The organism is Synechococcus sp. Tobar12-5m-g (genome assembly GCF_024345415.1).
Classification (GTDB): Bacteria; Cyanobacteriota; Cyanobacteriia; order PCC-6307; family Cyanobiaceae; genus Regnicoccus.
In genome coordinates, this window is the sequence record NZ_JAGQBB010000001.1 from 138,082 (window position 1) to 160,572 (window position 22,491).

Sequence of the window (22,491 nt, forward strand, 5' to 3'; positions counted from 1 at the left end):
TCTCAGGTGGTGCTGAGGGTGCGCCGCTGGGTGACCAGCTTGTAGGCCTCGACGCGATCCCTGTCCTGCCAGTTGGCAAAGCGATCGCAGCCGATTCCGCACTCGAAGCCGGTGGCCACCTCCTTGACGTCGTCCTTGTTGCGGCGCAGGGAGTCGAGGTCGCCCTCGAAGACCACCTGCTTGGCGCGATGCACCCGCACCTTGCAGTTGCGCTGCAGCTTGCCACTGGTGACGTAACAGCCGGCCACGGCCGTTTTGCCAATGCTGAACACCGCGCGCACCTCGGCTTCGCCCAGGGTTTCCTCCACCAGCTCCGGCTCCAGCAAGCCCTCCATGGCCAGCTGGATGTCTTCGAGCAGCTTGTAGATCACGTCGTAGTCCCGCACGTCGACGCCGGTGGCATCGGCGGCCTTCTTCGCCCCCGAGGCCATCGAGGTGTTGAAGCCCACGATCACCGCCCCGGAGGCGGCCGCCAGATCCACGTCGGTTTCGGTGATCTCGCCGGGCGCCGAAAGCAGCACCCGCACCTGCACCTCGCCCTGGGGCAGCTGTTCGAGCGAGCCGAGGATCGCCTCCACGCTGCCCTGGACATCGGCCTTGAGGATCAAGTTGAGCTCCTTGAGCTCGCCCTCGCTGGCCTGGCCAGACATCGAGGCCAGGGACACCCGCCTTGAGGCCATCTGCTGGGCCAGTCGGGTGGAGCGGGCATCGTTGGCTCGATCACCCACCACCGCGCGGGCGGCTTTTTCGTCGGCATAGACCTCGAATTCGTCGCCGGCGGTGGGCACTTCGCTGAAGCCAAGCGCTTCGACGGCCGAGGAGGGGCCGGCCGTCTTCACCCGTTTGCCGGTGTCATCGACCATCGCCCGCACCTTGCCGAGCACGGGGCCGGCGGCCAGCACATCCCCGGCCCGCAGTGTGCCGTTCTGGATCAGCAGCGTGGCCACCGGACCCTTCGCCTTGTCGAGGTGGGCCTCGATCACGGTGCCCTTGGCCATCCGGGCTGGATTGGCCTGGAGGTCCTCGACCTCCGAGACCAGCAGGATCATCTCCAGCAGCTTGTCGATATTCTCCCGCTTGATGGCGCTCACCGGCACCATCACCGTGTCGCCGCCCCAGTCTTCGGCGACAAGCTGCTGGTTGGAGAGTTCCTGCTTCACCCGATCGGGCTGGGCCCCCTCCTTGTCGATCTTGTTGATCGCCACCACGATCGGCACCTGGGCGGCGCGGGCGTGGCTGATCGCCTCCAGGGTCTGGGGCCGGACGCCATCATCGGCGGCCACCACCAGCACGGCCACGTCGGTGACCTTGGTGCCCCGGGCCCGCATGGCGGTGAACGCCTCGTGGCCGGGGGTGTCGAGGAAGGTGATCGTGCGGAGTTCGCCGCCGTGGGGAATGTCCACCTGGTAGGCGCCGATGTGCTGGGTGATGCCTCCGGCTTCCCCTGCCGCCACGCGGGTTTTGCGGATGGCGTCGAGCAAGCTTGTCTTGCCGTGGTCGACGTGGCCCATCACCGTAACCACCGGAGGGCGGCGGATCAGGTGCGCCCTGTCGCTCTCCTCGATCATCTCGACCGTCTTCTTGGCGGCCTCCTGGACGTCGTCCTCAAGTACGGGAACGCCGAATTCATCGGAGACCGTTTCGATCGTGGAGAGGTCGAGGGTCTGGGTGACAGTGGCGATGATCCCCTTGAAGAACAGGGATTTGATGATTTCCGAACTCTCGACGGCCAGCAGGTCGGCCAGCTCCTGCACCGTGAGGTTGCCTTCCGGCACGATCAGCATTTCCGGCCGGGTGGCCTTGGCATCGCGGGCGGCGCGCAGCTCCATGGCGCGGCGGCGCTGGCGCTGGCGGGTGGTTTCCTTCTTGCGCTTGCGCATCGCCACCACCGGCTTGGCGCCGGGGGCCGCCTGCCGGGTGCGCGGCTTGACCGGACGGGCCAGGCTGGCCTGGAGGATCAGGGCCTCCTGTTCGCCGGCATAGCCGCTGGTTTCGGCGGTGAGCGCATCATCGTTGTCGCCGATGATGTGAACCTTCTGGCGCTGCTTCTGGGGCGATTTGCTCCGCAGGGCCTCGAGTTTGGCGGTGTCGTCCCATTCCGGCCGACGGGCCCGGGTGGCCGGCTGCGGTGTGCGGAAACCAGGGCGCTTGGGGGCTGAAGGGGGCGTGGCCGCGGGTCGTGGACCATCGGGAGCCGTGCCGATTCCAGCGTCGGGGCGCCTGGGGGGCGCCGCCGGTGAGCGGCTTGAAGGGTTCTGGAGCTGCATCAGCTCGCCCGGGGCCACGGGCTTGCGCATGCCCTGGGGCATTCCCCCCACCCGCACCGGTGCGCCGACTCCTGCTCGGATCGGGGCGGCGGGACCGGCGGCATCGCGACGGATCGGCTTGCCGACCAGTTCGAGCGGGCTGCGCATCTGAATCTGCCGAACCCCTGGCGCGGCGGGGCGCTGGGGTGCGCTGCCGGGCCGCTGGCCCAGGGACGGACGGCCCGAGGGGGGCGCTGGACGGCTGCTGGTTCCGCCCGGTTGGCCGGATTGGGGGCGTCCCACCAGCTGGGGCTGGCCGTCGTTGCCGGCCGCGGCACCCACGCTGCGGATGGGGGAGCCCGGCCGCAGGGGCGGCGCGGGACGGGGCGGGGGCGTGCTGCCGCGGGGCACCGGGCGGGGACTGGTGGCGGGGCGCGGGCTGGGGGTGACGGGGGCTTCAGGCTTGCGGGTCGGCGCCGCTGCCGAAGCCTTGATCACCACCGGCTGGGCAGGAGCTGGCCGGGGTGTGGACGCGACCGGCGCGGGCCCGGGCTTGCTGGGTGCGGCATAGACCGGTGCCGCAACCGGCCTCGGTGGCACAGTGGGGCGTGCCGGGGCCGGAGCGGGCTTTGTCGGGGCGGGCTTGGTCGGGGCGGTGGTGGCTGTCTTGACGACCACCGGTGGGGCCGGCTTGACCACAACAGGCTTGACGACCACTGGCTTGACCACCACGGGCGGCGAGGGCAGCGGCTTGGCGGCGATCGGAGCGGCCTGGGGTTTGGCGAGCGGAGGGGCTGGAGCTGTCACTGCCGGTGCTGTTGCCGGTGTGGCTGGCGGGGCGGGTGCGGCGGCTTTCTGGAGGGAGAGGATCGCTTTGGCGGGCTCCGTCATGATCGGGGGGCCAGGCCGGGCAGGGGCTGTTGACCTGGTTCCCCGGCTTCCATTGGGACGGATCAGGTCGCGGATGCGGCTGGCCTCGTCGTCGCTGATCGAGCTGCTGTGGCTCTTGGCGGCAATCGACAGCTTTTCGGCGGCATCAAGCACGTCCCTGTTGTCCAGCCCAAGGTCCCGGGACAGCTCGTAAATTCTGACTTTGCCGCTGCTGGTCATTCAGGTCTCCGATCGGTCGGGGCAACGGGTGCCGCCGAGCCCCACGCGCGGTGCGGCCACTGTTCATCTTGCCTCAGAGGCTGCGGCGCTTGCTCCGTCCAGCCGCCGCTCAAGGGCGAGATAGATGGAAGCCGCAACCTCACAGCGCAGGGCCCGCTGCAGCCGCTTCTGGCGTTTGGCGTCGTCGAGGCAGGACCTGGTGGGGCAGAGGTAAGCCGAGCGACCCATGCCCTGATCCAGCACCACATCCTTTCCCTGTTTGCGAATCACCCTCCAGAGCAGGCGGCGATCCAGCAGCTGACGACAGCTGACGCAGCGCCGCAGGGTGGGAGCGGCGTTCACCGGAGCTCATCGTCGGCGGCCGGAGCCGGCGCATCGGCCGGTTCGTCTTCCCCATCGCCGGCGCCCTCGTCATAGCCCTCCTCCAGCCCATCCTCCGGCAGGGGGTAGAGCTCCCGCAGGCGGGCATCTTCCTCGGCCCTGATCGCCTGCTCAGCTTCCAGACGGGCCTCGGCCTGGGCCTGTTCCCGTTCGTCCTCCTGGCGCAAGCCGATCAGTTCAGCCGCCTTGGCGTCCTCGGCGACCTGGTCGTACTCGAGCGAGTTCTTGATGTCGAGCTTCCAGCCGGTGAGCCGGGCCGCCAGCCTCACGTTCTGGCCTTCGCGGCCGATCGCCAGGCTCAACTGATCGGGCGGCACCAGCACATGGGCGTGATGCCCCTCCGGGTCCACCAGCCGCACCATCTCCACCCGGGCGGGACTGAGCGAGTTGGCGATGTACTGGCCAGGGTCCGGCGACCAGCGAATCACGTCGATCTTCTCTCCCCGCAGCTCGTTGACCACCTGCTGAATGCGGGAGCCCCGGGCGCCGATGCAGGCCCCCACCGGGTCCACTTCCCGCTCAACGCTGTCCACCGCCACCTTGGTGCGGGGTCCCACGGATCGGGAAGGCGGGTTGGCTTCCCGCGCCACCGCCACGATCCGCACCGAACCTTCCTGGATCTCTGGCACTTCGTTTTCGAACAGGTACACCACCAGGCCCGCATTGGCCCGCGACACGAACAGCTGGGGACCGCGGCGCGCCACTTCGGACACCTCCTTGAGGAACACCTTGAAGGTGGCGTTGGCGCGGTAGTTGTCGTTGGGGAGCTGGTCGCGGCGGGGCAGTTCCGCCTCCACCTCCGGCCTGCCCAGGCCCGAGCTCACCGCCATGATCACGCTCTGGCGCTCGAAGCGGATCACCCTGGAAGTGAGCACCGGATCCTCCAGATCGGCGAACTCCTCCTGGATCATGCGGCGCTGCTGATCGCGCAGTTTCTGGGCCAGCACCTGTTTGGTGGTGGAGGCGGCCATGCGGCCGAAGTCGTCTTTCTCCGGGGTGACATCCAGCACCACCGTGTCACCGATCTGGGCGTCTTCAGCCACCTGCTGCACCTCGGCTAGGGCGATCTGGTGGTCGTCGCTTTCCACCTCCTCGACAATGATCTTGCTGGCCAGCACCCTGTAGCCCTCTTCCTCAAGATCAAGGCCGACATCAAAATTGCTGAAGTAATCCTCTTCGAACGGGTCTTCGCTGATGCCCAGATAGAGGGTGCGGCGGTAGCGCTCGTAGCCCTTGAGCAGGGCTTCCCGCAGGGCCGCCTCCACGACCTGGGTGGGCAGCTTCTTTTCATCGCTGATGTCCTCGATCAGGTTCTGCAGACCAGGAAGAAGAACGAGGGCCATCGGGTCAAGGGAAGGGTGAGGGGTGGGAGGTGGGCCAGGGCTGGGATGTTCAGCCCTGGGGGGTGATCAGGCGCACGCTCAGCACGGCCGCCCGGGGGATCCGGCTGGTGCGGCCGTGCAGGTTGAGGCCAATGGACTGCTCGTCCCGCTCCAGCAGGAGGCCTTCGCGGGAGATCGCGTTGCCCTCGTCGTCCTGGAAGCGCACCTCCACGGGAAAACCGCGGAAACTGCGGAAGTCGCGGTCATCGAGGAGTTCCTCGCCGATGCCCGGGCTGCTGATCTCCAGAACATAGGCCTCGGGAAGCAGTGCACTGCTGTCGAGGGCGTCGCTGATCACGCCGCTGAAGCTGGCGCATTCGTCGAGGTTGACGTCAACGCCATCGGCCCGGCGAACCTGAATCAGCAGGCTGGGCGGAACGCGGTTGCTCTGAATCTGGAGGCCCACCACTGTCAGTTGGGCGGCAGCGGCCTGTTGGGCGGCCAGTTGCCTCAGGTCATCGATCAGGGGGTTGGTCAACGGGCGGGAAGTGGAGCGGTTCGAGAAGCCCGTCCGGCTCCTGCAGAGAACTGCCCCGACCAGCCCTGAAAGAGGGAAGAACGGGTGATGCCCGCCGGGCACCCCATGAGCTTACGCGATGCGTCCTGGCGATCAGGTCGGCACCTCCTCCTCCAGTCGGGCCTTCGGCTCAGGGAGAGGGTGGGGAGCCGCCGCCGAAGGCCCCCAGGCTGGGGGGCTCGCCGTAGAAGTCCTCCGGCAAGCCCTGCCCCCGCAGCGTCGCGTCCTGGTTGAGGCAGCGCTGCGGTTCCCTGACGAACTGACAGACCCGCGCCCAGAGCTTGGCGCGGGTGCCGGGACCACCCTGGCTGAAGATCACCTGGTCCTGGCCCCCTGCCATCCCGCGGATCTCGACCTGACAGAGATCGCACCGCTTGAGGGTTCCGGGCGGGATCGAAGCCATGGACGTGGCAGCGTTGAGGCTGGCAACTTAGGCTCTTCACCGGGGCCATGGTCCCCACTGTTGCGAGCCCTTCAAGTGCCACCCGATGGCGGCCAGCGCGAACGGTCCTTCCCCAAGCCTGCAGATTCTCCAGCTGAGTGATCCCCACCTCCTCGCAGACAAGGCAGGTGATTACAGAGATGTCGTTCCCTTCGAGCATCTCCGCCACGGGTTGGCGGAGGCCCTGGCCCAGCTGGACCGGCGGCCGGATCTGCTCCTGGTCAGCGGCGATCTCTGCCAGGACGAAAGCCTGGGAGGCTATGGCCATCTGCGCGACCTGCTGGCCCCGACAGGCCTTCCCCTGGCGCTGCTTCCCGGCAATCACGACGATCCCGCCCTGTTGCGGCAGGTTCTCGGGCCGGTGGCCCGCCTGGCGCCGGGCGCCCTGTCCCTCGGCCCCTGGCGGTTGATCCTGCTCTCCAGCCATCATCCCGGCAGTCCGGCCGGTGCGCTGGATCTCCACCAGCTCGATTGGCTCCGCCAGCAACTGGCGGATCGGGATGCCCCCACCTGGGTGGTCCTCCACCACCCACCCCAGCCGATCGGCATCCCCAGCCTCGATGCGATCGCGCTTCAGCATCCTGAGCCTTTGCTGGAGCTGCTGGCTGGCAGTCCGGCCGTCAAGGGGGTGCTCTTCGGCCATGTTCACCAGCACTGGCAGGGGGCACTGGCCAGCCGTCCGGAGGTGCCGCTGTTCGCCTGCCCCTCCACCCTGTGCGCCTTCCCTGCGTCACAGCCGTGCCCCTTGGGCCGGCCGCAGGATCCAGGCGGGCGCTGGCTGGAGCTTCGGCCGGATCATTCCTGGAGCCAGCGGTTGCTGCGCTGGTCGCCGCCGCCTGCAGGGGAGGGAGCCTGAGCCCTGGACCCCTGTCTGGATTCCCCCCTAGCCTTGGCCACCTGAGCCGCCCTGCCGTGCCCCTGGTCCGCCCCCAACCCCTCAGCCCCCTGGTCCGGGCACGGCAGGGCGTGCTGGCGATCCTTGCCTCCATGCTCCTGATCAGCGTGACGACCCTCCCCGCTGTTGCCCTCTCCGTGGAAGCCGCCGGTCCTCAGCATCTGGCGGAGTCCCCTGCCCTTCAGCAGGTCCCAACCCACAGCTTCGTGGCCCAGGCGGCCCGCAGGGTGGGGGGGGCCGTGGTAAGGATCGACACCGAGCGCAGCGTGTCCCGTGAGGCCTTCGACCCTGCCCTGCTCGATCCCCTGCTGCGGGATCTGTTCGGCGATCCCGCCGGCAGCAGCCGGGAACGGGGCCAGGGCTCGGGAGTCGTCATCGATGCCGGCGGCCTGGTGCTCACCAATGCCCACGTCGTCGACCGGGCCGATCTGGTCGAGGTGACCCTGGCCGATGGCCGCCAGGTGGACGGCAGTGTGGTAGGAGCCGATCCCGTCACCGATCTGGCGGTGGTGCGCATTCCCCAGATCAGCAGCCTCGAAGCCGCCCCCCTCGGCGACTCCGAGGCCCTGGAAGTGGGCGACTGGGCGATCGCCCTGGGCAGCCCCTACGGACTGGAGCGCACCGTCACCCTGGGCATCGTCAGCAGCCTGCACCGGAACATCAACAGCCTTGGCTTCTCCGACAAGCGACTGGATCTGATCCAGACGGATGCGGCGATCAACCCCGGCAATTCCGGCGGCCCCCTGATCAATGCGGCCGGCGACGTGATCGGCATCAACACCCTGGTGCGCTCGGGTCCGGGAGCGGGCCTGGGCTTTGCCATCCCGATCAACCTGGCCCGGGGCGTGGCGGATCAGTTGCGCCAGGGAGGCGAGGTGGTGCATCCCTATCTCGGCCTGCAATTGGTGCCGCTCACGGCCCGCCGTGCCCGCAACAACAACCGCGATCCCGATGCGGTGCTGCAACTGCCCGAACGGGATGGCGCCCTGGTGCAGAGGGTGCTGCCGGACAGCCCGGCCGAACTGGCTGGGCTGCGCCGCGGTGATCTGGTGGTGGCCGCCGCCGATCAGCCGGTGCGGGATCCCGCCAGCCTGCTCCAACGGGTTGAGGCGTCGCGGGTGGGGGACATGCTGCCGTTGAAAGTGGTGCGGGGAGCCAGGGAGCTGCAGCTGAGCATCAAGCCGGCGGCCCTGCCCCACCCGGCCTGAGCTTGCTTGCTACGGTCACGGCGTTTTGCCGAGCCCCCCATGTCTGATCTGCAGGACCGCATGAAGCAGGCGGTGGCTGCCGCGGCCGTCGAGCAGATCCACGACGGCATGGTGCTGGGGCTGGGCTCCGGCTCCACCGCCGCCCTGATGATCCAGGCCCTCGGCGCCAAGCTGCGCAGCGGTGAACTCTCCGGCATCACCGGCGTCACCACGTCGTTTCAGGGGGAGGTGCTGGCGGCCGAGCTGGGCATTCCGCTCCAGAGCCTCAACGCCATCGACCACATCGACCTGGCCATCGACGGCGCCGACGAGGTGGATCCCTTCTTTCAGTTGATCAAGGGCGGCGGTGCCTGCCATGTCCAGGAGAAGCTGGTGGCCAGGCGCGCCAAACGGTTCGTGGTGGTGGTGGACAGCTCCAAGCTGGTGGAGCGGCTCAACCTGGCCTTTCTGCTGCCGGTGGAAGTGCTGCCGGGGGCCTGGCGCCAGGTGAAGGCGGAGTTGGAGGGCATGGGGGCCGAGGTGACCCTGCGCATGGCGGTCCTCAAGGCAGGGCCGGTGGTGACCGACCAGGGCAACCTGGTGCTTGATCTCCGCTTCGCCAATGGAATCGAGGATCCCGCCAGCCTGGAGGCGCAGATCAACAACCTGCCGGGGGTGTTGGAGAACGGCCTGTTCGTTGGCCTCACCGACCAGGTGCTGGTGGGGGAGATCGTCGATGGGGAGCCGCAGGTGCGGGATCTTCAGAAGCGTTGAGCCGGAGACGCACCGATTCGGCATGGCTGTGGAGCCCTTCGCTCTCGGCCAATGTGACCACGGCGGGGCCGGTGGCCTCCAGGGCCTGGCGGTTGAACTGGATCAAACTGGTGTGCCTAAGGAAGGTTTCCACCCCCAGGGCTGAGGCGAAGCGGGCGGTGCCCGCGGTCGGCAGGGTGTGGTTGGGGCCGGCCAGGTAATCGCCCACGGCTTCCGGGCTCCAGCCACCCAGGAAGATCGCACCGGCATGGTGGATGCGCTCGGCCAGGGGCTCCGGCCGCTCCACCAGCAACTCCAGGTGCTCCGGGGCGAAGCGGTCGCTCAGGCGGGCCGCGTCCTCCAGGCTCGGGCAAACCACGATCAGGCCCCAGTCCCTCAGGGCGGCGCGGCTCACCTCGGCGCGGGGATGGCCTACCAGCTGGGCCTCGATGGCACGGGGCACCGCCTCGGCCAGAGTGGGGCTCGTGGTCAACAGGATGGCGGCCGCCAGCGGGTCGTGTTCGGCCTGGGCGAGCAGGTCGGCGGCCACCTGGTCGGGGGTGGCTGTGTGGTCGGCGATCACCAGCACCTCGCTGGGGCCCGCCAGGGAATCGATCCCCACCCGCCCATACACAGCTTTCTTTGCCAGCGTCACGTAGAGATTGCCGGGGCCGCTGATCACATCGACGGCAGGGATCGATTCCGTTCCATAGGCCAGGGCCCCGATCGCCTGGGCTCCGCCAACGCGGTACACCTCCTCCACCCCCGCCAGCTGGGCCGCCGCCAGCACCGTGGGGTCGGGCATGCCGCCGGGCCCAGGGGGCGTCACCATCACCACCCGGCCCACGCCGGCCACCTTCGCCGGGATGGCATTCATCAGCACCGTGCTGGGGTAGGCGGCCCGCCCGCCTGGGACATAAAGCCCGGCCCGCTCCACCGGCCGCCAGCGGCGACCCAGCCGCTCGCCATGCACACCCACCACGCTGATGTCCTGGGGTTTCTGGCGCTGGTGGAAATCGAGGATGCGCCGATGGGCCAACTTCAGTGCTTCCTGGAGGGGGGTGGGACAACCCGCCCAGGCGGCGGCGAGATCGTGGCGGGGGATGCGCAGGGGATCCGGTCGTACCCCATCGAAGCGCTCGGTGAGCTCCAGCAGGGCCAGGTCGCCGTCCTGTCGAACGCGGGCAAGAATGGCTTCGACCTGGCCGCTGGCCTCCTGGATTTGCCCGCTGCTGGTGCGCCCGGCGATCGCATCGAGCCGCCGGCCCGCCGCGTCGAGATCGGTGAGCACCGGCACGGTCGGCAGGGAGGTGGCGGCCAAGGCGTGTGGAAGGGAAAAGCGGATTTCAAGCTAGGCCCTGGACTGAGACAGGAAGCAAGCCGTCGCGGTAGGATCAGGAGTCGCCGATTCAGCGCCGAACCCGCCTGTGGCCAATAACAAGTCATCGAAGAAACGCATCGAGGTTGCCGAGCGCAACTGGCTGATCAATCGCTCCTACAAGTCAGCAGTGCGCACGCTCATGAAGCGCTGCCTCACAGCTGTGTCCGACTACACCCAGAAACCTGGTGACGACACAAAAACAGCCGTCCATTCCAGCTTGAACGCGGCCTTCAGCAAGATCGACAAGGCCGTCAAGCGTGGCGTTCTGCACCGCAACACCGGAGCCAACCAGAAGTCCCGCCTCAGTGCGGTGGTGAAGCAGGCGATCGAGCCCGCCACCACCAGCGCCTGAGCGGCCCCACCAGCCCCACGGCCCCCACAACGGACATGGCAGCCCTCAGCAGCCCCAAGCAGGCCGCGGCTTCAGAGGCTCCTCCTCCGTTGCCGCAGCTGATCGACAGCCATTGCCACATCGTGTTTCGCAACTTCGAAGCCGATCTCGAGGCGGTGGCCGAGCGTTGGCGGACGGCCGGGGTCGTGGCCCTGCTGCATTCCTGCGTGGAGCCGGGCGAGATTCCGGCGATCCGGTCCCTTGCCGACCGCTTCCCTGAGCTGCGCTATTCCGTCGGCGTTCATCCCCTGGACCCCCAGCACTGGGAAGCCGACACCGCTGCGGTGCTTCGCCGGGCAGCGCTGGACGACCCACGGGTCGTTGCAATCGGCGAACTGGGCCTGGATCTGTTCAAGGCTTCCAACCTCGAGCAGCAACGGGCCATGCTCCAACCCCAGCTTGAGCTGGCGGTGGAACTCGACCTGCCGGTGATCATCCATTGCCGCGATGCGGCCGAGCCGATGCTCGACCTGTTGCGCCAGTTTCAGGCTCAGGGCCGCTGTCCCCGGGGGGTGATGCACTGCTGGGGGGGAACTCCCGAGCAGATGGAGCAGTTCCTCGCCCTGGGGCTGTTGATCAGCTTCAGCGGCACCGTCACCTTCCCGAGTGCCACCGACACCCATGCCTGCGCCCGCCAGGTGCCGGCCGATCGCTTTCTGGTCGAAACCGATTGCCCGTTTCTTGCTCCGGTTCCCCGTCGGGGCAAGCGCAACGAGCCGGCCAATGTCGTGGCCGTGGCTGAACGCCTCGCCAGTCTGCGGGGGGAATCCCTGGCCCAGGTGGCCGCCACGAGCACCGCGAATGCGGTACGCCTGTTTGGCCTTCCCAGCATGCCCATCAGCCAATGTGTATGATGTTTTATTGGTCTGGCAGCGCGAGAGCTCCTTTGTCGACGTCGGCAGCCTTGAACCGAGCTCCATAGAGGTGTGATCACGGCCCAGCCTTCCTCCTTGAAAGGGGATTGCTGCTCCGTGATTTTGGCTGTCCCTCGTTGGGCAACTCCTCGTCCCGTTCGATTCCGCCGCTGACGCCACTGCCTTTGGCACTTGCGTTTCCGGCCCCAGTTCACTCTCCCCATCCGTTCGGCAGGTCCACGCATGAGCAGCGCGATCCAGGTCGCCAAGACCGTTACCTACCTGCCCGATCTCGTGGAGGTGCAGCGGGCGAGTTTCAAATGGTTCCTGGAGAAGGGTCTGATCGAGGAGCTCGACAGCTTCTCTCCGATCACCGACTACACCGGCAAGCTCGAACTGCACTTCGTCGGCAACGAATACCGGCTGAAGCGTCCGCGCCACGACGTCGAGGAAGCCAAGCGGCGCGACGCCACCTTCGCCTCGCAGATGTATGTCACCTGCCGGCTGGTCAACAAGGAAACCGGCGAGATCAAGGAGCAGGAGGTTTTCATCGGCGAGCTGCCGCTGATGACCGAACGGGGCACCTTCATCATCAACGGCGCCGAGCGGGTGATCGTCAACCAGATCGTGCGCAGCCCCGGCGTCTACTTCAAGGACGAGCAGGACAAGAACGGCCGCAAGACCTTCAACGCCAGCCTGATCCCCAACCGGGGCGCCTGGTTGAAGTTCGAAACCGACAAGAACGACCTGCTGCACGTTCGGGTCGACAAGACCCGCAAGATCAATGCCCACGTCCTGATGCGGGCGATCGGGCTCTCCGACAATGACGTGCTCGACAAGCTCCGTCACCCGGAGTACTACAAGAAGTCGATTGAGGCGGCCAACGACGAAGGCATCGCCTCCGAAGACCAGGCCCTGCTGGAGCTCTACAAGAAATTGCGACCGGGCGAGCCCCCTTCCGTGAGCGGTGGCCAGCAGCTTCTGCACAGCCGCTTCTTCGATCCAAAGCGCTACGACCTGGGTCGGGTCGGTCGCTACAAGATCAACAAGAAGCTGCGGCTCACCATCCCCGATGCTACCCGCACCCTGACGGCCGAGGACGTCCTCTCCACGATCGATTACCTGATCAACCTCGAACTCGATGTGGGCGGTGCCTCCCTCGACGACATCGATCACCTCGGCAACCGCCGGGTGCGCTCGGTGGGGGAGCTTCTCCAGAACCAGGTGCGGGTTGGCCTCAACCGGCTTGAGCGGATCATCAAGGAACGGATGACCGTGGGCGAAACCGAATCGCTCACCCCGGCCCAGCTGGTGAACCCCAAGCCTTTGGTGGCGGCGATCAAGGAGTTCTTCGGCTCCAGCCAGCTCAGCCAGTTCATGGACCAGACCAATCCCCTGGCCGAGCTCACCCACAAGCGCCGCATCAGCGCCCTCGGTCCCGGTGGCCTCACCAGGGAACGGGCCGGTTTTGCCGTCCGCGACATTCACCCATCTCACTACGGACGCATCTGTCCGATCGAAACCCCGGAAGGTCCGAATGCCGGCCTGATCGGTTCTCTGGCCACCCACGCCCGGGTGAATGAGTACGGCTTCATCGAAACCCCCTTCTGGCGCGTCGAGGGCGGCATCGTCTTCAAGCAGGAGGATCCGATCTACCTCTCCGCCGACCTGGAGGACGAGTGCCGGGTTGCCCCGGGTGATGTGGCCACCGATGCCGAGGGCCGCATCAAGGCCGAGCTGGTGCCCGTGCGTTACCGCCAGGACTTCGAGAAGGTTCCTCCCGAGCAGGTGGACTATGTCCAGCTCTCGCCGGTTCAGGTGATCTCGGTGGCCACCTCCCTGATCCCCTTCCTCGAGCATGACGACGCCAACCGGGCCCTGATGGGCTCGAACATGCAGCGCCAGGCCGTTCCCCTGCTGCGGCCCGAGCGGCCCCTGGTGGGCACCGGCCTGGAAACCCAGGTCGCTCGCGACTCCGGCATGGTGCCAATCACCCGGGTCAACGGCACGGTCACCTTCGTGGATGCCACCGCGATCGTGATCCGCGATGACCAGGGCACAGACCACATCCACCACCTTCAGAAGTACCAGCGCTCCAACCAGGACACCTGCCTCAACCAGCGACCGATCGTCGGTCAGGGTGACCAGGTGATCGCGGGCCAGGTTCTGGCCAATGGCTCAGCTTGCGAAGGCGGCGAGATCGCCCTGGGCCAGAACGTGTTGATCGCCTACATGCCATGGGAGGGCTACAACTACGAGGACGCGATTCTGGTGAGCGAACGGCTCGTTCAGGAAGATCTCTACACCTCGGTGCACATTGAGAAGTATGAGATCGAAGCGCGTCAGACCAAGCTCGGGCCCGAGGAAATCACCCGAGAGATCCCCAATGTTGCCGAAGAGAGCCTCGGCAATCTCGATGAGATGGGCATCATCCGGATCGGTGCCTACGTGGAATCGGGCGACATTCTTGTAGGCAAGGTGACGCCGAAGGGTGAATCCGACCAGCCCCCGGAAGAGAAGCTCCTGCGCGCCATCTTCGGCGAGAAGGCCCGGGACGTGCGCGACAACTCCCTGCGTGTTCCGAACACCGAACGCGGTCGGGTGGTGGATGTTCGCATCTACACCCGCGAGCAGGGTGATGAATTACCGCCTGGCGCCAACATGGTGGTGCGGGTCTACGTGGCCCAACGCCGCAAGATCCAGGTCGGCGACAAGATGGCGGGCCGCCATGGCAACAAGGGCATCATCAGTCGCATTCTTCCCCGCCAGGACATGCCCTATCTCCCCGACGGCACTCCGATTGACATCGTGCTCAACCCCCTGGGTGTGCCTTCACGGATGAACGTGGGCCAGGTGTTCGAGTGCCTGATGGGCTGGGCTTCGTCCCACCTCGACTGCCGCGTCAAGGTGGTGCCGTTCGATGAGATGCACGGCAACGAAACCTCCAAGAACACGGTCCAGAAGTATCTGGAAGAGGCTGCTGCCCTGCCCGGCAAGGAGTGGGTCTACAACCCGGACAACCCCGGCAAGATCCAACTTGTTGATGGGCGAACCGGCGAAGCCTTCGACCAACCGGTCACCGTCGGCTATGCCCACATCCTCAAGCTTGTCCACCTGGTGGACGACAAGATCCACGCCCGCTCCACCGGCCCCTACTCCCTGGTCACCCAGCAACCCCTGGGTGGCAAGGCCCAGCAGGGCGGCCAGCGCCTCGGGGAAATGGAGGTGTGGGCTCTCGAGGCCTACGGCGCCGCTTACACCCTGCAGGAATTGCTCACCGTCAAGTCTGACGACATGCAGGGCAGGAACGAGGCCCTCAACGCCATCGTCAAGGGCAAGCCGATTCCCCGCCCAGGCACCCCTGAGTCCTTCAAGGTGCTGATGCGCGAGCTCCAGTCCCTGGGGCTCGATATCGCGGTCTACACCGATGAAGGTGTTGAGGTCGACCTGATGCAGGACGTCAACCCTCGCCGCAGCACCCCCAACCGCCCCACCTATGAGTCGCTTGGCGTCGCGGATTATGACGACGATTGAACTCCCAGCCTGATCCCCTTCGTTTCACTCGACGTCCGCGCGCCTCCTTCCGCCCATGACCAACAGCAACTCCCGCATCGAGAACCACTTCGATTACGTCAAGATCACGCTCGCTTCCCCCGAGCGGATCCGCCAGTGGGGGCAGCGCACGCTTCCCAACGGCCAGGTGGTCGGCGAGGTCACCAAGCCCGAAACGATCAACTACCGCACCCTCAAACCCGAGATGGACGGGTTGTTCTGCGAGAAGATCTTCGGGCCCTCCAAGGACTGGGAATGCCACTGTGGCAAGTATAAGCGGGTGCGGCACCGCGGCATCGTCTGCGAGCGTTGCGGCGTTGAGGTCACCGAAAGCCGGGTGCGACGTCACCGCATGGGCTTCATCAAGCTGGCGGCGCCGGTCTCCCACGTCTGGTACCTGAAGGGGATCCCCAGCTACGTGGCCATTCTGCTCGACATGCCGCTGCGCGATGTCGAGCAGATCGTCTATTTCAATTGCTATGTGGTGCTCGAGAAGGGCGACCACAAGGACCTCACCTACAAGCAGCTGCTCACCGAGGATGAGTGGCTCGAGATCGAGGACCAGATCTACGCCGAAGACTCGGAGATCGAGAACGAGCCAGTGGTCGGCATCGGCGCCGAGGCGCTCAAGCACCTGCTCGAAGACCTCAACCTCACCGAGATCGCCGAGCAACTGCGGGAAGACATCGCCGGCAGCAAGGGGCAGAAGCGGGCCAAGCTGATCAAGCGACTGCGGGTGATCGACAACTTCATCGCCACCGATGCCCGTCCGGAGTGGATGGTGCTCGATGCGATCCCGGTGATCCCGCCCGATCTGCGACCGATGGTGCAGCTCGATGGTGGCCGCTTCGCCACCAGCGATCTGAACGATCTCTACCGGCGGGTGATCAACCGCAACAACCGTCTGGCCCGCCTGCAGGAGATCCTGGCCCCCGAGATCATTGTCCGCAATGAGAAGCGGATGCTGCAGGAGGCCGTCGATGCCCTGATCGACAACGGCCGCCGCGGCCGCACCGTGGTGGGCGCCAACAATCGCCCGCTCAAGTCGCTGAGCGACATCATTGAGGGCAAGCAGGGCCGCTTCCGTCAGAACCTGCTCGGCAAACGGGTGGATTATTCCGGTCGCTCGGTGATCGTGGTGGGCCCCAAGCTCAAGATGCACCAGTGCGGCCTGCCTAAGGAGATGGCGATCGAGCTGTTCCAGCCGTTCGTGATTCATCGCCTGATCCGCCAGAACATCGTCAACAACATCAAGGCGGCCAAGAAGCTGATCCAGCGTGCTGACGATGAGGTGATGCAGGTGCTGCAGGAGGTGATCGAAGGACATCCGATCCTGCTCAACCGTGCCCCGACCCTGCACCGCCTCGGCATCCAGGCCTTCGAGCCCAAACTCGTGGATGGTCGTGCCATCCAGCTGCACCCCTTGGTCTGCCCTGCCTTCAACGCCGACTTCGACGGTGACCAGATGGCCGTGCACGTTCCCCTGGCGATCGAGGCGCAGACCGAGGCGCGCATGCTGATGCTGGCCAGCAACAACATTCTCTCGCCTGCCACCGGCGAGCCGATCATCACCCCGTCCCAGGACATGGTGCTGGGCATCTACTACCTCACGGCTGTCGACCGCAAGGAGTCGAAGCCGGAGTTCGGTGACCGCAGCCGCACCTTCGCTGGCCTGCCGGATGTGCTGAATGCCTTCGATGAACGGCACCTCGCCATCCATGAATGGGTGTGGGTCCGCTTCAGCGGTGAAACCGATGATGACGATGAAGCCGATGCACCCATCAAGACGGAAATTCTCAGTGATGGCACCCACATCGAGCAGTGGAAGTACCGCCGCGACCGCCTCGATGAGGAGGGGGGGCTGATCAGCCGTTACATCCTCACCACCGTGGGTCGGGTCGTGATGAACACCACGATCATCGCGTCGGTCGGCTCCGCCTGAGTTTCAGCCCCCGAGGCACGTTCCGCTCTTTCGTTCTCAGCTCCTCCCATCCGCGCGACGCCATGACCACCACCCCCTCCAAATCCTCTGCTGATCTGCGCCGTATCGCTCCGCTGAGCAAGGAGGCACCCCGCTTCCGCAACCGCGAGATCGACAAGAAATCGCTGCGCAACCTGGTGGCCTGGGCCTACAAGCACCACGGCACGGCGGCCACAGCGGCGATGGCCGACGACCTCAAGGATCTGGGCTTCCATTACGCCACCCAGGCGGCGGTGTCGATCTCGGTGGATGATCTGCGCATTCCCGGGGACAAGGCGGCCCTGCTCCAGCAGGCCGAAGAGCAGATCACGGCCACCGAAGAGCGCTATCGCCTCGGCGAAATCACCGAGGTGGAACGCCACACCAAGGTGATCGACACCTGGACCGAAACCAACGAGCGCCTGGTGGCGGCGGTGCGGCGCAACTTCAACGAGAACGACCCGCTCAACTCGGTCTGGATGATGGCCAACTCCGGCGCCCGGGGGAACATGTCCCAGGTGCGGCAGTTGGTGGGGATGCGGGGCCTGATGGCCAATCCCCAGGGCGAGATCATTGACCTGCCGATCCGCACCAACTTCCGCGAGGGACTCACGGTCACTGAATACGTGATCTCCTCCTACGGCGCCCGCAAGGGCCTGGTGGACACGGCGCTGCGCACCGCCGACTCTGGCTACCTCACCCGCCGGCTGGTGGACGTGGCCCAGGACGTGATCGTGCGCGAAGACGACTGCGGCACCACCCGCGGCATCCCGATCACCGCCGATGAGAAGGGCCGCTTCTACGCCAAGCTGGTCGGACGCCTCGCCGCCGAGCCCGTCCTGGTGGGCCAGGGCAAGATCCAGGAGGTCCTGGTCGAGCGTGATGGTGAGATCGACATCGAGCTCTCGGCCAGGATCGAAGCGGCCGGTGTCAGAACCGTCGTCGTGCGCTCGCCTCTCACCTGCGAAGCGGCCCGTTCGGTCTGCCGCAAGTGCTACGGCTGGGCCCTGGCCCACAACCAACTGGTCGACGTGGGCGAGGCGGTGGGGATCATCGCGGCCCAGTCGATCGGTGAGCCGGGCACCCAGCTGACGATGCGCACCTTCCACACCGGTGGGGTGTCCACGGCCGAGAGCGGTGTGGTGCGTTCCCATAAAACGGTCGAGGGTGTCGTCGAATTCGATCCCAAGGCACGCCTGCGTCCCTTCCGGACCCCCCATGGCGTCGAGGCTCAGATCGCCGAAACCGATTTCACCCTGCAGGTGAAATTCGCCGGCAAGCTCAAACCCCAGAAGCTTGACATCACCTCCGGCTCGATCCTGTTCGTCGCTGATGGTGAACCCGTTCCGGCCGACAGTGTCCTGGCCCAGATCTCCTCAGGCTCCTCCGTCAAGAAGAGCGTCGAGAAGGCCACCAAGGATGTGATCTGCGATCTGGCCGGCCAGGTGCGCTACGAGGAGGTGATCCAGCCCCGGGAGGTCACCGACCGCCAGGGCAACGTCACCCTCAAGGCTCAGCGACTGGGTCGTCTCTGGGTTCTCGCCGGCGACGTCTACAACCTGCCTCCCAACGCCATTCCGGTGGTAAAGGGAAACTCTGCCGTCACCAACGGTGATGTGCTGGCCGAAAGTCGGCTGGTCAGCGAGCATGGCGGCGCCGTGCGGCTGCGTGAATCGGCGGGTGATTCCCGTGAGGTTCAGATCGTCACGGCCAGCCTCACCCTCAAGGACTGCAAGCTGGTGGGCGAATCCACCCACTCCGGCGAGATCTGGCACCTGGAGGGCAAGGACAACATCCGTTATCTGCTCAAGACCATGCCGGGGAGCAAGATCGGCAATGGCGAGGTGATTGCCGAGCTGGCCGACAACCGCTTCCGCACCCAGACCGGCGGCATCGTGAAGTATGCCCCCGGGCTGTCGATCAAAAAGGCCCGCTCCGCCAAGAACGGTTTCGAAGTGTCGAAGGGCGGCACCTTGCTCTGGATTCCCCAGGAAACCCACGAAATCAACAAGGACATCTCACTGTTGATGATCGAGGACGGGCAGTGGATCGAGGCAGGCACCGAAGTCGTCAAGGACATCTTCTCCCAGACCGCCGGCATCGTCACCGTTACCCAGAAGAATGACATCCTGCGGGAGATCATCGTTCGATCTGGAACCCTCCATCTGGTTGCCGACAGCAAGGTGCTCTCCCGCTACACTGATGAAGGCAAGATTCACAATCCTGGCGAGGAACTGGCGCCGGGGCTGACCATCGAAACGATGGTCTATGCCGAGGCGGTGGATACCCCGGAGGGGGGTGCTTTGCTGTTGCGTCCCGTAGAGGAGTACGCGATTCCCGATGAGGCTCACCTGCCTGATCTGGGCAGTGTCAAGCAGAACGGTGGGCCCTCTCTGGGGCTGAAGGCGGTTCAACGGCTCACCTACAAAGATGGCGAGCTGATCAAATCGGTCGAGGGCGTTGAGCTGTTGCGCACCCAACTTATTTTAGACACTTACGACACCACGCCGCAGATGACCGTGGATGTGGAGGCCGTTCCCGACAGGCGCGCCAAGACGATCGAGCGGCTTCAACTGGTGATCCTGGAAACCCTGCTGGTCCGGCGCGACACCCTCTCCGACGCCAGCCATGGCTCCACCCACACCGAGCTGCAGGTGGAAGACGGCATGACCGTCAAGAGCGGGGATGTGGTGGCCACCACCCAGATCCTCGGCAAGGAGAACGGCCTTGTTCAGCTTCCCGATCTGGTCGACGGGGAGCCCGTCCGCCGCATGATCGTGGAACGGGCCAACGACACCCGCACGATCGTGATCGGCGACCGCCAGCCGACAGTGGTGCTCGGCCAACGCCTTGTTGATGGGGAGCTCCTGGCGGAGGGGATCGAGGCACCCTGCTGCGGTCAGGTGGAGGCGATTGATGCCGGCACAATCACGATCCGGCTCGGCCGCCCCTACATGGTGTCGCCCGATTCGGTGTTGCATGTCCGCGACGGTGAACTGGTGCAGCGGGGTGATGCCCTCGCCCTGCTGGTGTTCGAGCGTCAGAAAACCGGAGACATTGTTCAGGGTCTGCCGCGGATCGAAGAGCTGCTGGAGGCTCGCCGTCCCCGGGAATCAGCTGTTCTCTGCCGCAAGCCTGGCACCGTTGCGATCAAGCTCGGCGAAGACGACGATTCCGTCACCGTTTCGGTGATCGAGCACGACGATGTGATGACCGAGTACCCGATCCTGCTTGGCCGCAATGTGATGGTGAACGATGGCCAGCAGGTCACCGCCGGCGAGATGCTCACCGACGGCCCGATCAATCCCCACGAACTGCTGGAGTGCCATTTCGACGATCTGCTGAGCCGCAAGCCTTCGATGCCGGCTGCCCAGGAGGCCATCTCCAAGTTGCAGTTCCGCATGGTGCAGGAGGTTCAGAACGTCTACAAGTCCCAGGGGGTCACCATCGATGACAAGCACATCGAAGTGATCGTGCGTCAGATGACCAGCAAGGTGCGCATCGAGGATGCCGGTGACACCACCCTGCTCCCCGGCGAGTTGATCGAACTGCGTCAGGTGGAGCAGGTGAACCAGGCGATGGCGATCACCGGTGGGGCCCCTGCCGAATTCACACCGGTGCTGCTCGGCATCACCAAGGCCTCGCTCAACACCGACAGCTTCATCTCCGCCGCCAGTTTTCAGGAAACCACCCGGGTGCTCACTGAGGCGGCGATCGAAGGCAAGAGCGACTGGCTGCGGGGCCTCAAGGAGAACGTGATCATCGGGCGCCTGATCCCGGCCGGCACCGGGTTCAGCGGCTTCGAGGAGGAGCTGCGCGCCGAGGCTGGCCCCCACCCCGACATTCTCGATGAAGAGGTCGGTGGCTATCGGCGGATGGCCAACCTCCGGCCCGACTACACCGTGGAGATGCCGGCGGCTCCCGCCATCAGCGCCACAGCGGTGCTCGATGACCCCTCCGAAGCCCAGCTCGATGCTGTGCGCAGCCTGCGTGGCATCGAGGCCTCCAAGAGCGCCTTCGCCGCCTTTGCCCGCCCAGTCGCTGAGGAGGGACTGGAGGAGGAGCTGATTCCCGATCCCGCCGCGCTCGAAGGGTTGCAGGAGGAGGGCCTCCTCAGTGAGGACTGATGGTGGTCCCTGAACCCCTGGCGCCGCTGGAGCCGAAGCTGGTGCCCCAGCGTCGGCTCCCCCTTTTCGGCTTCCACACCCACACGGAGCGCCTGAACGGACGGTTGGCCATGCTCGGCTTCGTTGCCCTGTTGGCCATTGAGAAAACTCTCGGCCATGGGATCCTGGTGTGGCCCTGAGCCTGGGTCACGGCTCACCTCTGCTGGGCCAGGGGCTGGAGGCCTTGGAGGCCCTGGCGGTATCCCAGGGGCAACCGCGCTACCGGGGCCGCCAACTGCACGACGGGATCTATGCCAAGGGGGCCCGCAGCCTCGATCAGATCAACGTCCTGCCCAAGGCCTGGCGGGAGCAATTGTCGAGGGGGGGGGGCAGCGCCGGCGGTGATCCGATCGGCCGCTCCCAGGCCCTGCGGCGCAGTGTCGCCAGGGACGGCACCACCAAATTGCTGCTCGCCACCGCCGATGGCCTCAGCCTTGAAACCGTGGGAATCCCCAGCCGGGACCGCCTCACGGTTTGTGTCTCCAGCCAGGTGGGTTGTCCGATGGGCTGCCGCTTCTGCGCCACCGGCAAGGGGGGGCTGCTGCGTTCGCTGGCGGTGCACGAGATCATCGACCAGGTGCTGAGCGTGCGTGAGGTGATGGAGCAGCGCCCCAGCCACGTGGTGTTCATGGGAATGGGAGAGCCCCTGCTCAACACCGAGGCGGTGCTGGATGCGATCGATTGCCTCTGCACCGATCTGGGCATGGCCCAGCGCAAGATCACCGTGAGCACGGTGGGGGTGCCCAGCAGCTTGCCGAAGCTGGCCACCCTTGCCCTCGATCGGCTCGGCCGTGCCCAGTTCACCCTGGCCGTGAGCCTCCATGCCCCTGACCAGCAGCTGAGGGAAACCCTGATCCCCACGGCCCACGCCTATCCGATCGCCCAACTCCTCGAGGATTGCCGCGAGTACGTGGCGATCACCGGCCGGCGGATCAGCTTCGAGTACATCCTGCTGGGTGGCCTGAACGACCATCCCCGCCAGGCGGCGGCGCTGGCCCAGTTGCTGCGCGGCTTCCAGAGCCATGTGAACCTGATCGCCTACAACCCGATCGACGAGGAGGATTTCAAGCGTCCTGGCCCGGAGCGTGTGTCCGCCTTCAAGGCGGCCCTTGAGCAGCGCCACGTGGCGGTGAGCGTGCGGGCCAGCCGGGGCCTGGATGAGAATGCCGCCTGCGGCCAGCTGCGACGGCGGGTAGCGACCGGCTAGATCGGGAGCCGAGGGAGCAACACAAACGATTGCAAGGGAGCTGGCAGGGGTTGGACTGCAGTGCCCC

Annotated in this window: 16 protein-coding genes; 10 read left to right on the forward strand and 6 right to left on the reverse strand. The window is 66.1% G+C overall.

All coding sequences use genetic code 11. From position 1 onward, the window contains the following. Nucleotides 1–2: 2 nt before the first annotated feature. From infB to KBY66_RS00680, 5 genes are all read right to left on the reverse strand, one after another. The gene (gene infB, locus KBY66_RS00660) at nucleotides 3–3,356 is read right to left on the reverse strand and encodes a translation initiation factor IF-2 (protein WP_255087148.1); all 3,354 of its coding nucleotides are present in this window, start codon (nucleotides 3,354–3,356) and stop codon (nucleotides 3–5) included. 63 nt (nucleotides 3,357–3,419) lie between these two features. Beyond that, nucleotides 3,420–3,698 (reverse strand): YlxR family protein, encoded by a 279-nt coding sequence (locus KBY66_RS00665; RefSeq protein ID WP_255087149.1) that lies wholly within the window; start codon nucleotides 3,696–3,698, stop codon nucleotides 3,420–3,422. Further along, entirely contained in the window at nucleotides 3,695–5,080 is a 1,386-nt protein-coding gene (nusA, locus tag KBY66_RS00670) for a transcription termination factor NusA (RefSeq protein ID WP_255087150.1), read from the reverse strand. Before nusA ends, KBY66_RS00665 begins: the two co-directional genes overlap by 4 nt. A gap of 49 nt (nucleotides 5,081–5,129) precedes the next feature. Further along, nucleotides 5,130–5,597: a ribosome assembly cofactor RimP gene (locus KBY66_RS00675; RefSeq protein ID WP_255087151.1), complete on the reverse strand. Its 468-nt coding sequence runs from the start codon at nucleotides 5,595–5,597 to the stop codon at nucleotides 5,130–5,132. A 169-nt stretch (nucleotides 5,598–5,766) separates the two neighbouring features. Continuing rightward, the gene (locus KBY66_RS00680; protein ID WP_255087152.1) at nucleotides 5,767–6,039 is read right to left on the reverse strand and encodes a hypothetical protein; all 273 of its coding nucleotides are present in this window, start codon (nucleotides 6,037–6,039) and stop codon (nucleotides 5,767–5,769) included. Nucleotides 6,040–6,124: 85 nt separating this feature from the next. Between KBY66_RS00680 and KBY66_RS00685 the strand changes: the two genes are divergently transcribed. From KBY66_RS00685 to rpiA, 3 genes are all read left to right on the forward strand, one after another. Further along, nucleotides 6,125–6,934 carry a metallophosphoesterase gene (locus tag KBY66_RS00685; protein WP_255087153.1) on the forward strand — a complete coding sequence of 270 codons (810 nt, stop codon included), beginning with the start codon at nucleotides 6,125–6,127 and terminating at the stop codon, nucleotides 6,932–6,934. 131 nt (nucleotides 6,935–7,065) lie between these two features. Continuing rightward, a complete protein-coding gene (locus tag KBY66_RS00690) occupies nucleotides 7,066–8,181 on the forward strand; it encodes a trypsin-like peptidase domain-containing protein (protein WP_399224615.1) in 1,116 nt (371 codons plus the stop codon). A 39-nt stretch (nucleotides 8,182–8,220) separates the two neighbouring features. Continuing rightward, the gene (gene rpiA / locus KBY66_RS00695) at nucleotides 8,221–8,934 is read left to right on the forward strand and encodes a ribose-5-phosphate isomerase RpiA (protein ID WP_255087154.1); all 714 of its coding nucleotides are present in this window, start codon (nucleotides 8,221–8,223) and stop codon (nucleotides 8,932–8,934) included. On the opposite strand, the gene hisD is transcribed toward rpiA, so the two are convergent. Continuing rightward, nucleotides 8,864–10,234, reverse strand: a complete 1,371-nt coding sequence (gene hisD, locus KBY66_RS00700) for a histidinol dehydrogenase (protein WP_255087155.1) — start codon at nucleotides 10,232–10,234, stop codon at nucleotides 8,864–8,866. The two genes, rpiA and hisD, sit on opposite strands and share 71 nt — an antisense overlap. 106 nt (nucleotides 10,235–10,340) lie before the next feature. On the opposite strand from hisD, the gene rpsT reads away from it, so the two are divergent. The 7 genes from rpsT (at nucleotide 10,341) to rlmN (ending at nucleotide 22,424) form a co-directional block, all read left to right on the forward strand. Then, nucleotides 10,341–10,646, forward strand: a complete 306-nt coding sequence (gene rpsT, locus KBY66_RS00705) for a 30S ribosomal protein S20 (RefSeq protein ID WP_255087156.1) — start codon at nucleotides 10,341–10,343, stop codon at nucleotides 10,644–10,646. Between the two features lie 35 nt (nucleotides 10,647–10,681). Then, on the forward strand, nucleotides 10,682–11,539 hold the full coding sequence (locus tag KBY66_RS00710; RefSeq protein ID WP_255087157.1) for a TatD family hydrolase: 858 nt from the start codon (nucleotides 10,682–10,684) through the stop codon (nucleotides 11,537–11,539). 243 nt (nucleotides 11,540–11,782) lie between these two features. Then, complete coding sequence (gene rpoB, locus KBY66_RS00715; protein WP_255087158.1) at nucleotides 11,783–15,073, forward strand: DNA-directed RNA polymerase subunit beta; 3,291 nt, start codon at nucleotides 11,783–11,785, stop codon at nucleotides 15,071–15,073. A 55-nt stretch (nucleotides 15,074–15,128) separates the two neighbouring features. Continuing rightward, entirely contained in the window at nucleotides 15,129–17,033 is a 1,905-nt protein-coding gene (locus KBY66_RS00720) for a DNA-directed RNA polymerase subunit gamma (protein WP_255087159.1), read from the forward strand. A 62-nt stretch (nucleotides 17,034–17,095) separates the two neighbouring features. Beyond that, nucleotides 17,096–21,178: a DNA-directed RNA polymerase subunit beta' gene (locus tag KBY66_RS00725; RefSeq protein ID WP_255087160.1), complete on the forward strand. Its 4,083-nt coding sequence runs from the start codon at nucleotides 17,096–17,098 to the stop codon at nucleotides 21,176–21,178. After that, complete coding sequence (locus tag KBY66_RS00730; RefSeq protein ID WP_255087161.1) at nucleotides 21,178–21,357, forward strand: high light inducible protein; 180 nt, start codon at nucleotides 21,178–21,180, stop codon at nucleotides 21,355–21,357. Before KBY66_RS00725 ends, KBY66_RS00730 begins: the two co-directional genes overlap by 1 nt. Continuing rightward, nucleotides 21,348–22,424, forward strand: coding sequence for a 23S rRNA (adenine(2503)-C(2))-methyltransferase RlmN (gene rlmN / locus KBY66_RS00735; RefSeq protein ID WP_255087162.1), 1,077 nt, complete (start codon nucleotides 21,348–21,350; stop codon nucleotides 22,422–22,424). The genes KBY66_RS00730 and rlmN overlap by 10 nt, the downstream gene beginning before the upstream one ends. Nucleotides 22,425–22,491 lie beyond the last annotated feature (67 nt).

Coding starts and splice junctions, on each gene's coding strand:
- nusA (WP_255087150.1), bottom strand. CDS start 5,080: ATGGCCCTCGTTCTTCTTCCTGGTCTGCAGAACCTGATCGAGGACATC.
- rpoB (WP_255087158.1), top strand. CDS start 11,783: ATGAGCAGCGCGATCCAGGTCGCCAAGACCGTTACCTACCTGCCCGAT.
- KBY66_RS00730 (WP_255087161.1), top strand. CDS start 21,178: ATGGTGGTCCCTGAACCCCTGGCGCCGCTGGAGCCGAAGCTGGTGCCC.
- infB (WP_255087148.1), bottom strand. CDS start 3,356: ATGACCAGCAGCGGCAAAGTCAGAATTTACGAGCTGTCCCGGGACCTT.
- rpiA (WP_255087154.1), top strand. CDS start 8,221: ATGTCTGATCTGCAGGACCGCATGAAGCAGGCGGTGGCTGCCGCGGCC.
- KBY66_RS00720 (WP_255087159.1), top strand. CDS start 15,129: ATGACCAACAGCAACTCCCGCATCGAGAACCACTTCGATTACGTCAAG.
- KBY66_RS00710 (WP_255087157.1), top strand. CDS start 10,682: ATGGCAGCCCTCAGCAGCCCCAAGCAGGCCGCGGCTTCAGAGGCTCCT.
- KBY66_RS00690 (WP_399224615.1), top strand. CDS start 7,066: ATGCTCCTGATCAGCGTGACGACCCTCCCCGCTGTTGCCCTCTCCGTG.
- KBY66_RS00680 (WP_255087152.1), bottom strand. CDS start 6,039: ATGGCTTCGATCCCGCCCGGAACCCTCAAGCGGTGCGATCTCTGTCAG.
- KBY66_RS00685 (WP_255087153.1), top strand. CDS start 6,125: ATGGCGGCCAGCGCGAACGGTCCTTCCCCAAGCCTGCAGATTCTCCAG.
- KBY66_RS00725 (WP_255087160.1), top strand. CDS start 17,096: ATGACCACCACCCCCTCCAAATCCTCTGCTGATCTGCGCCGTATCGCT.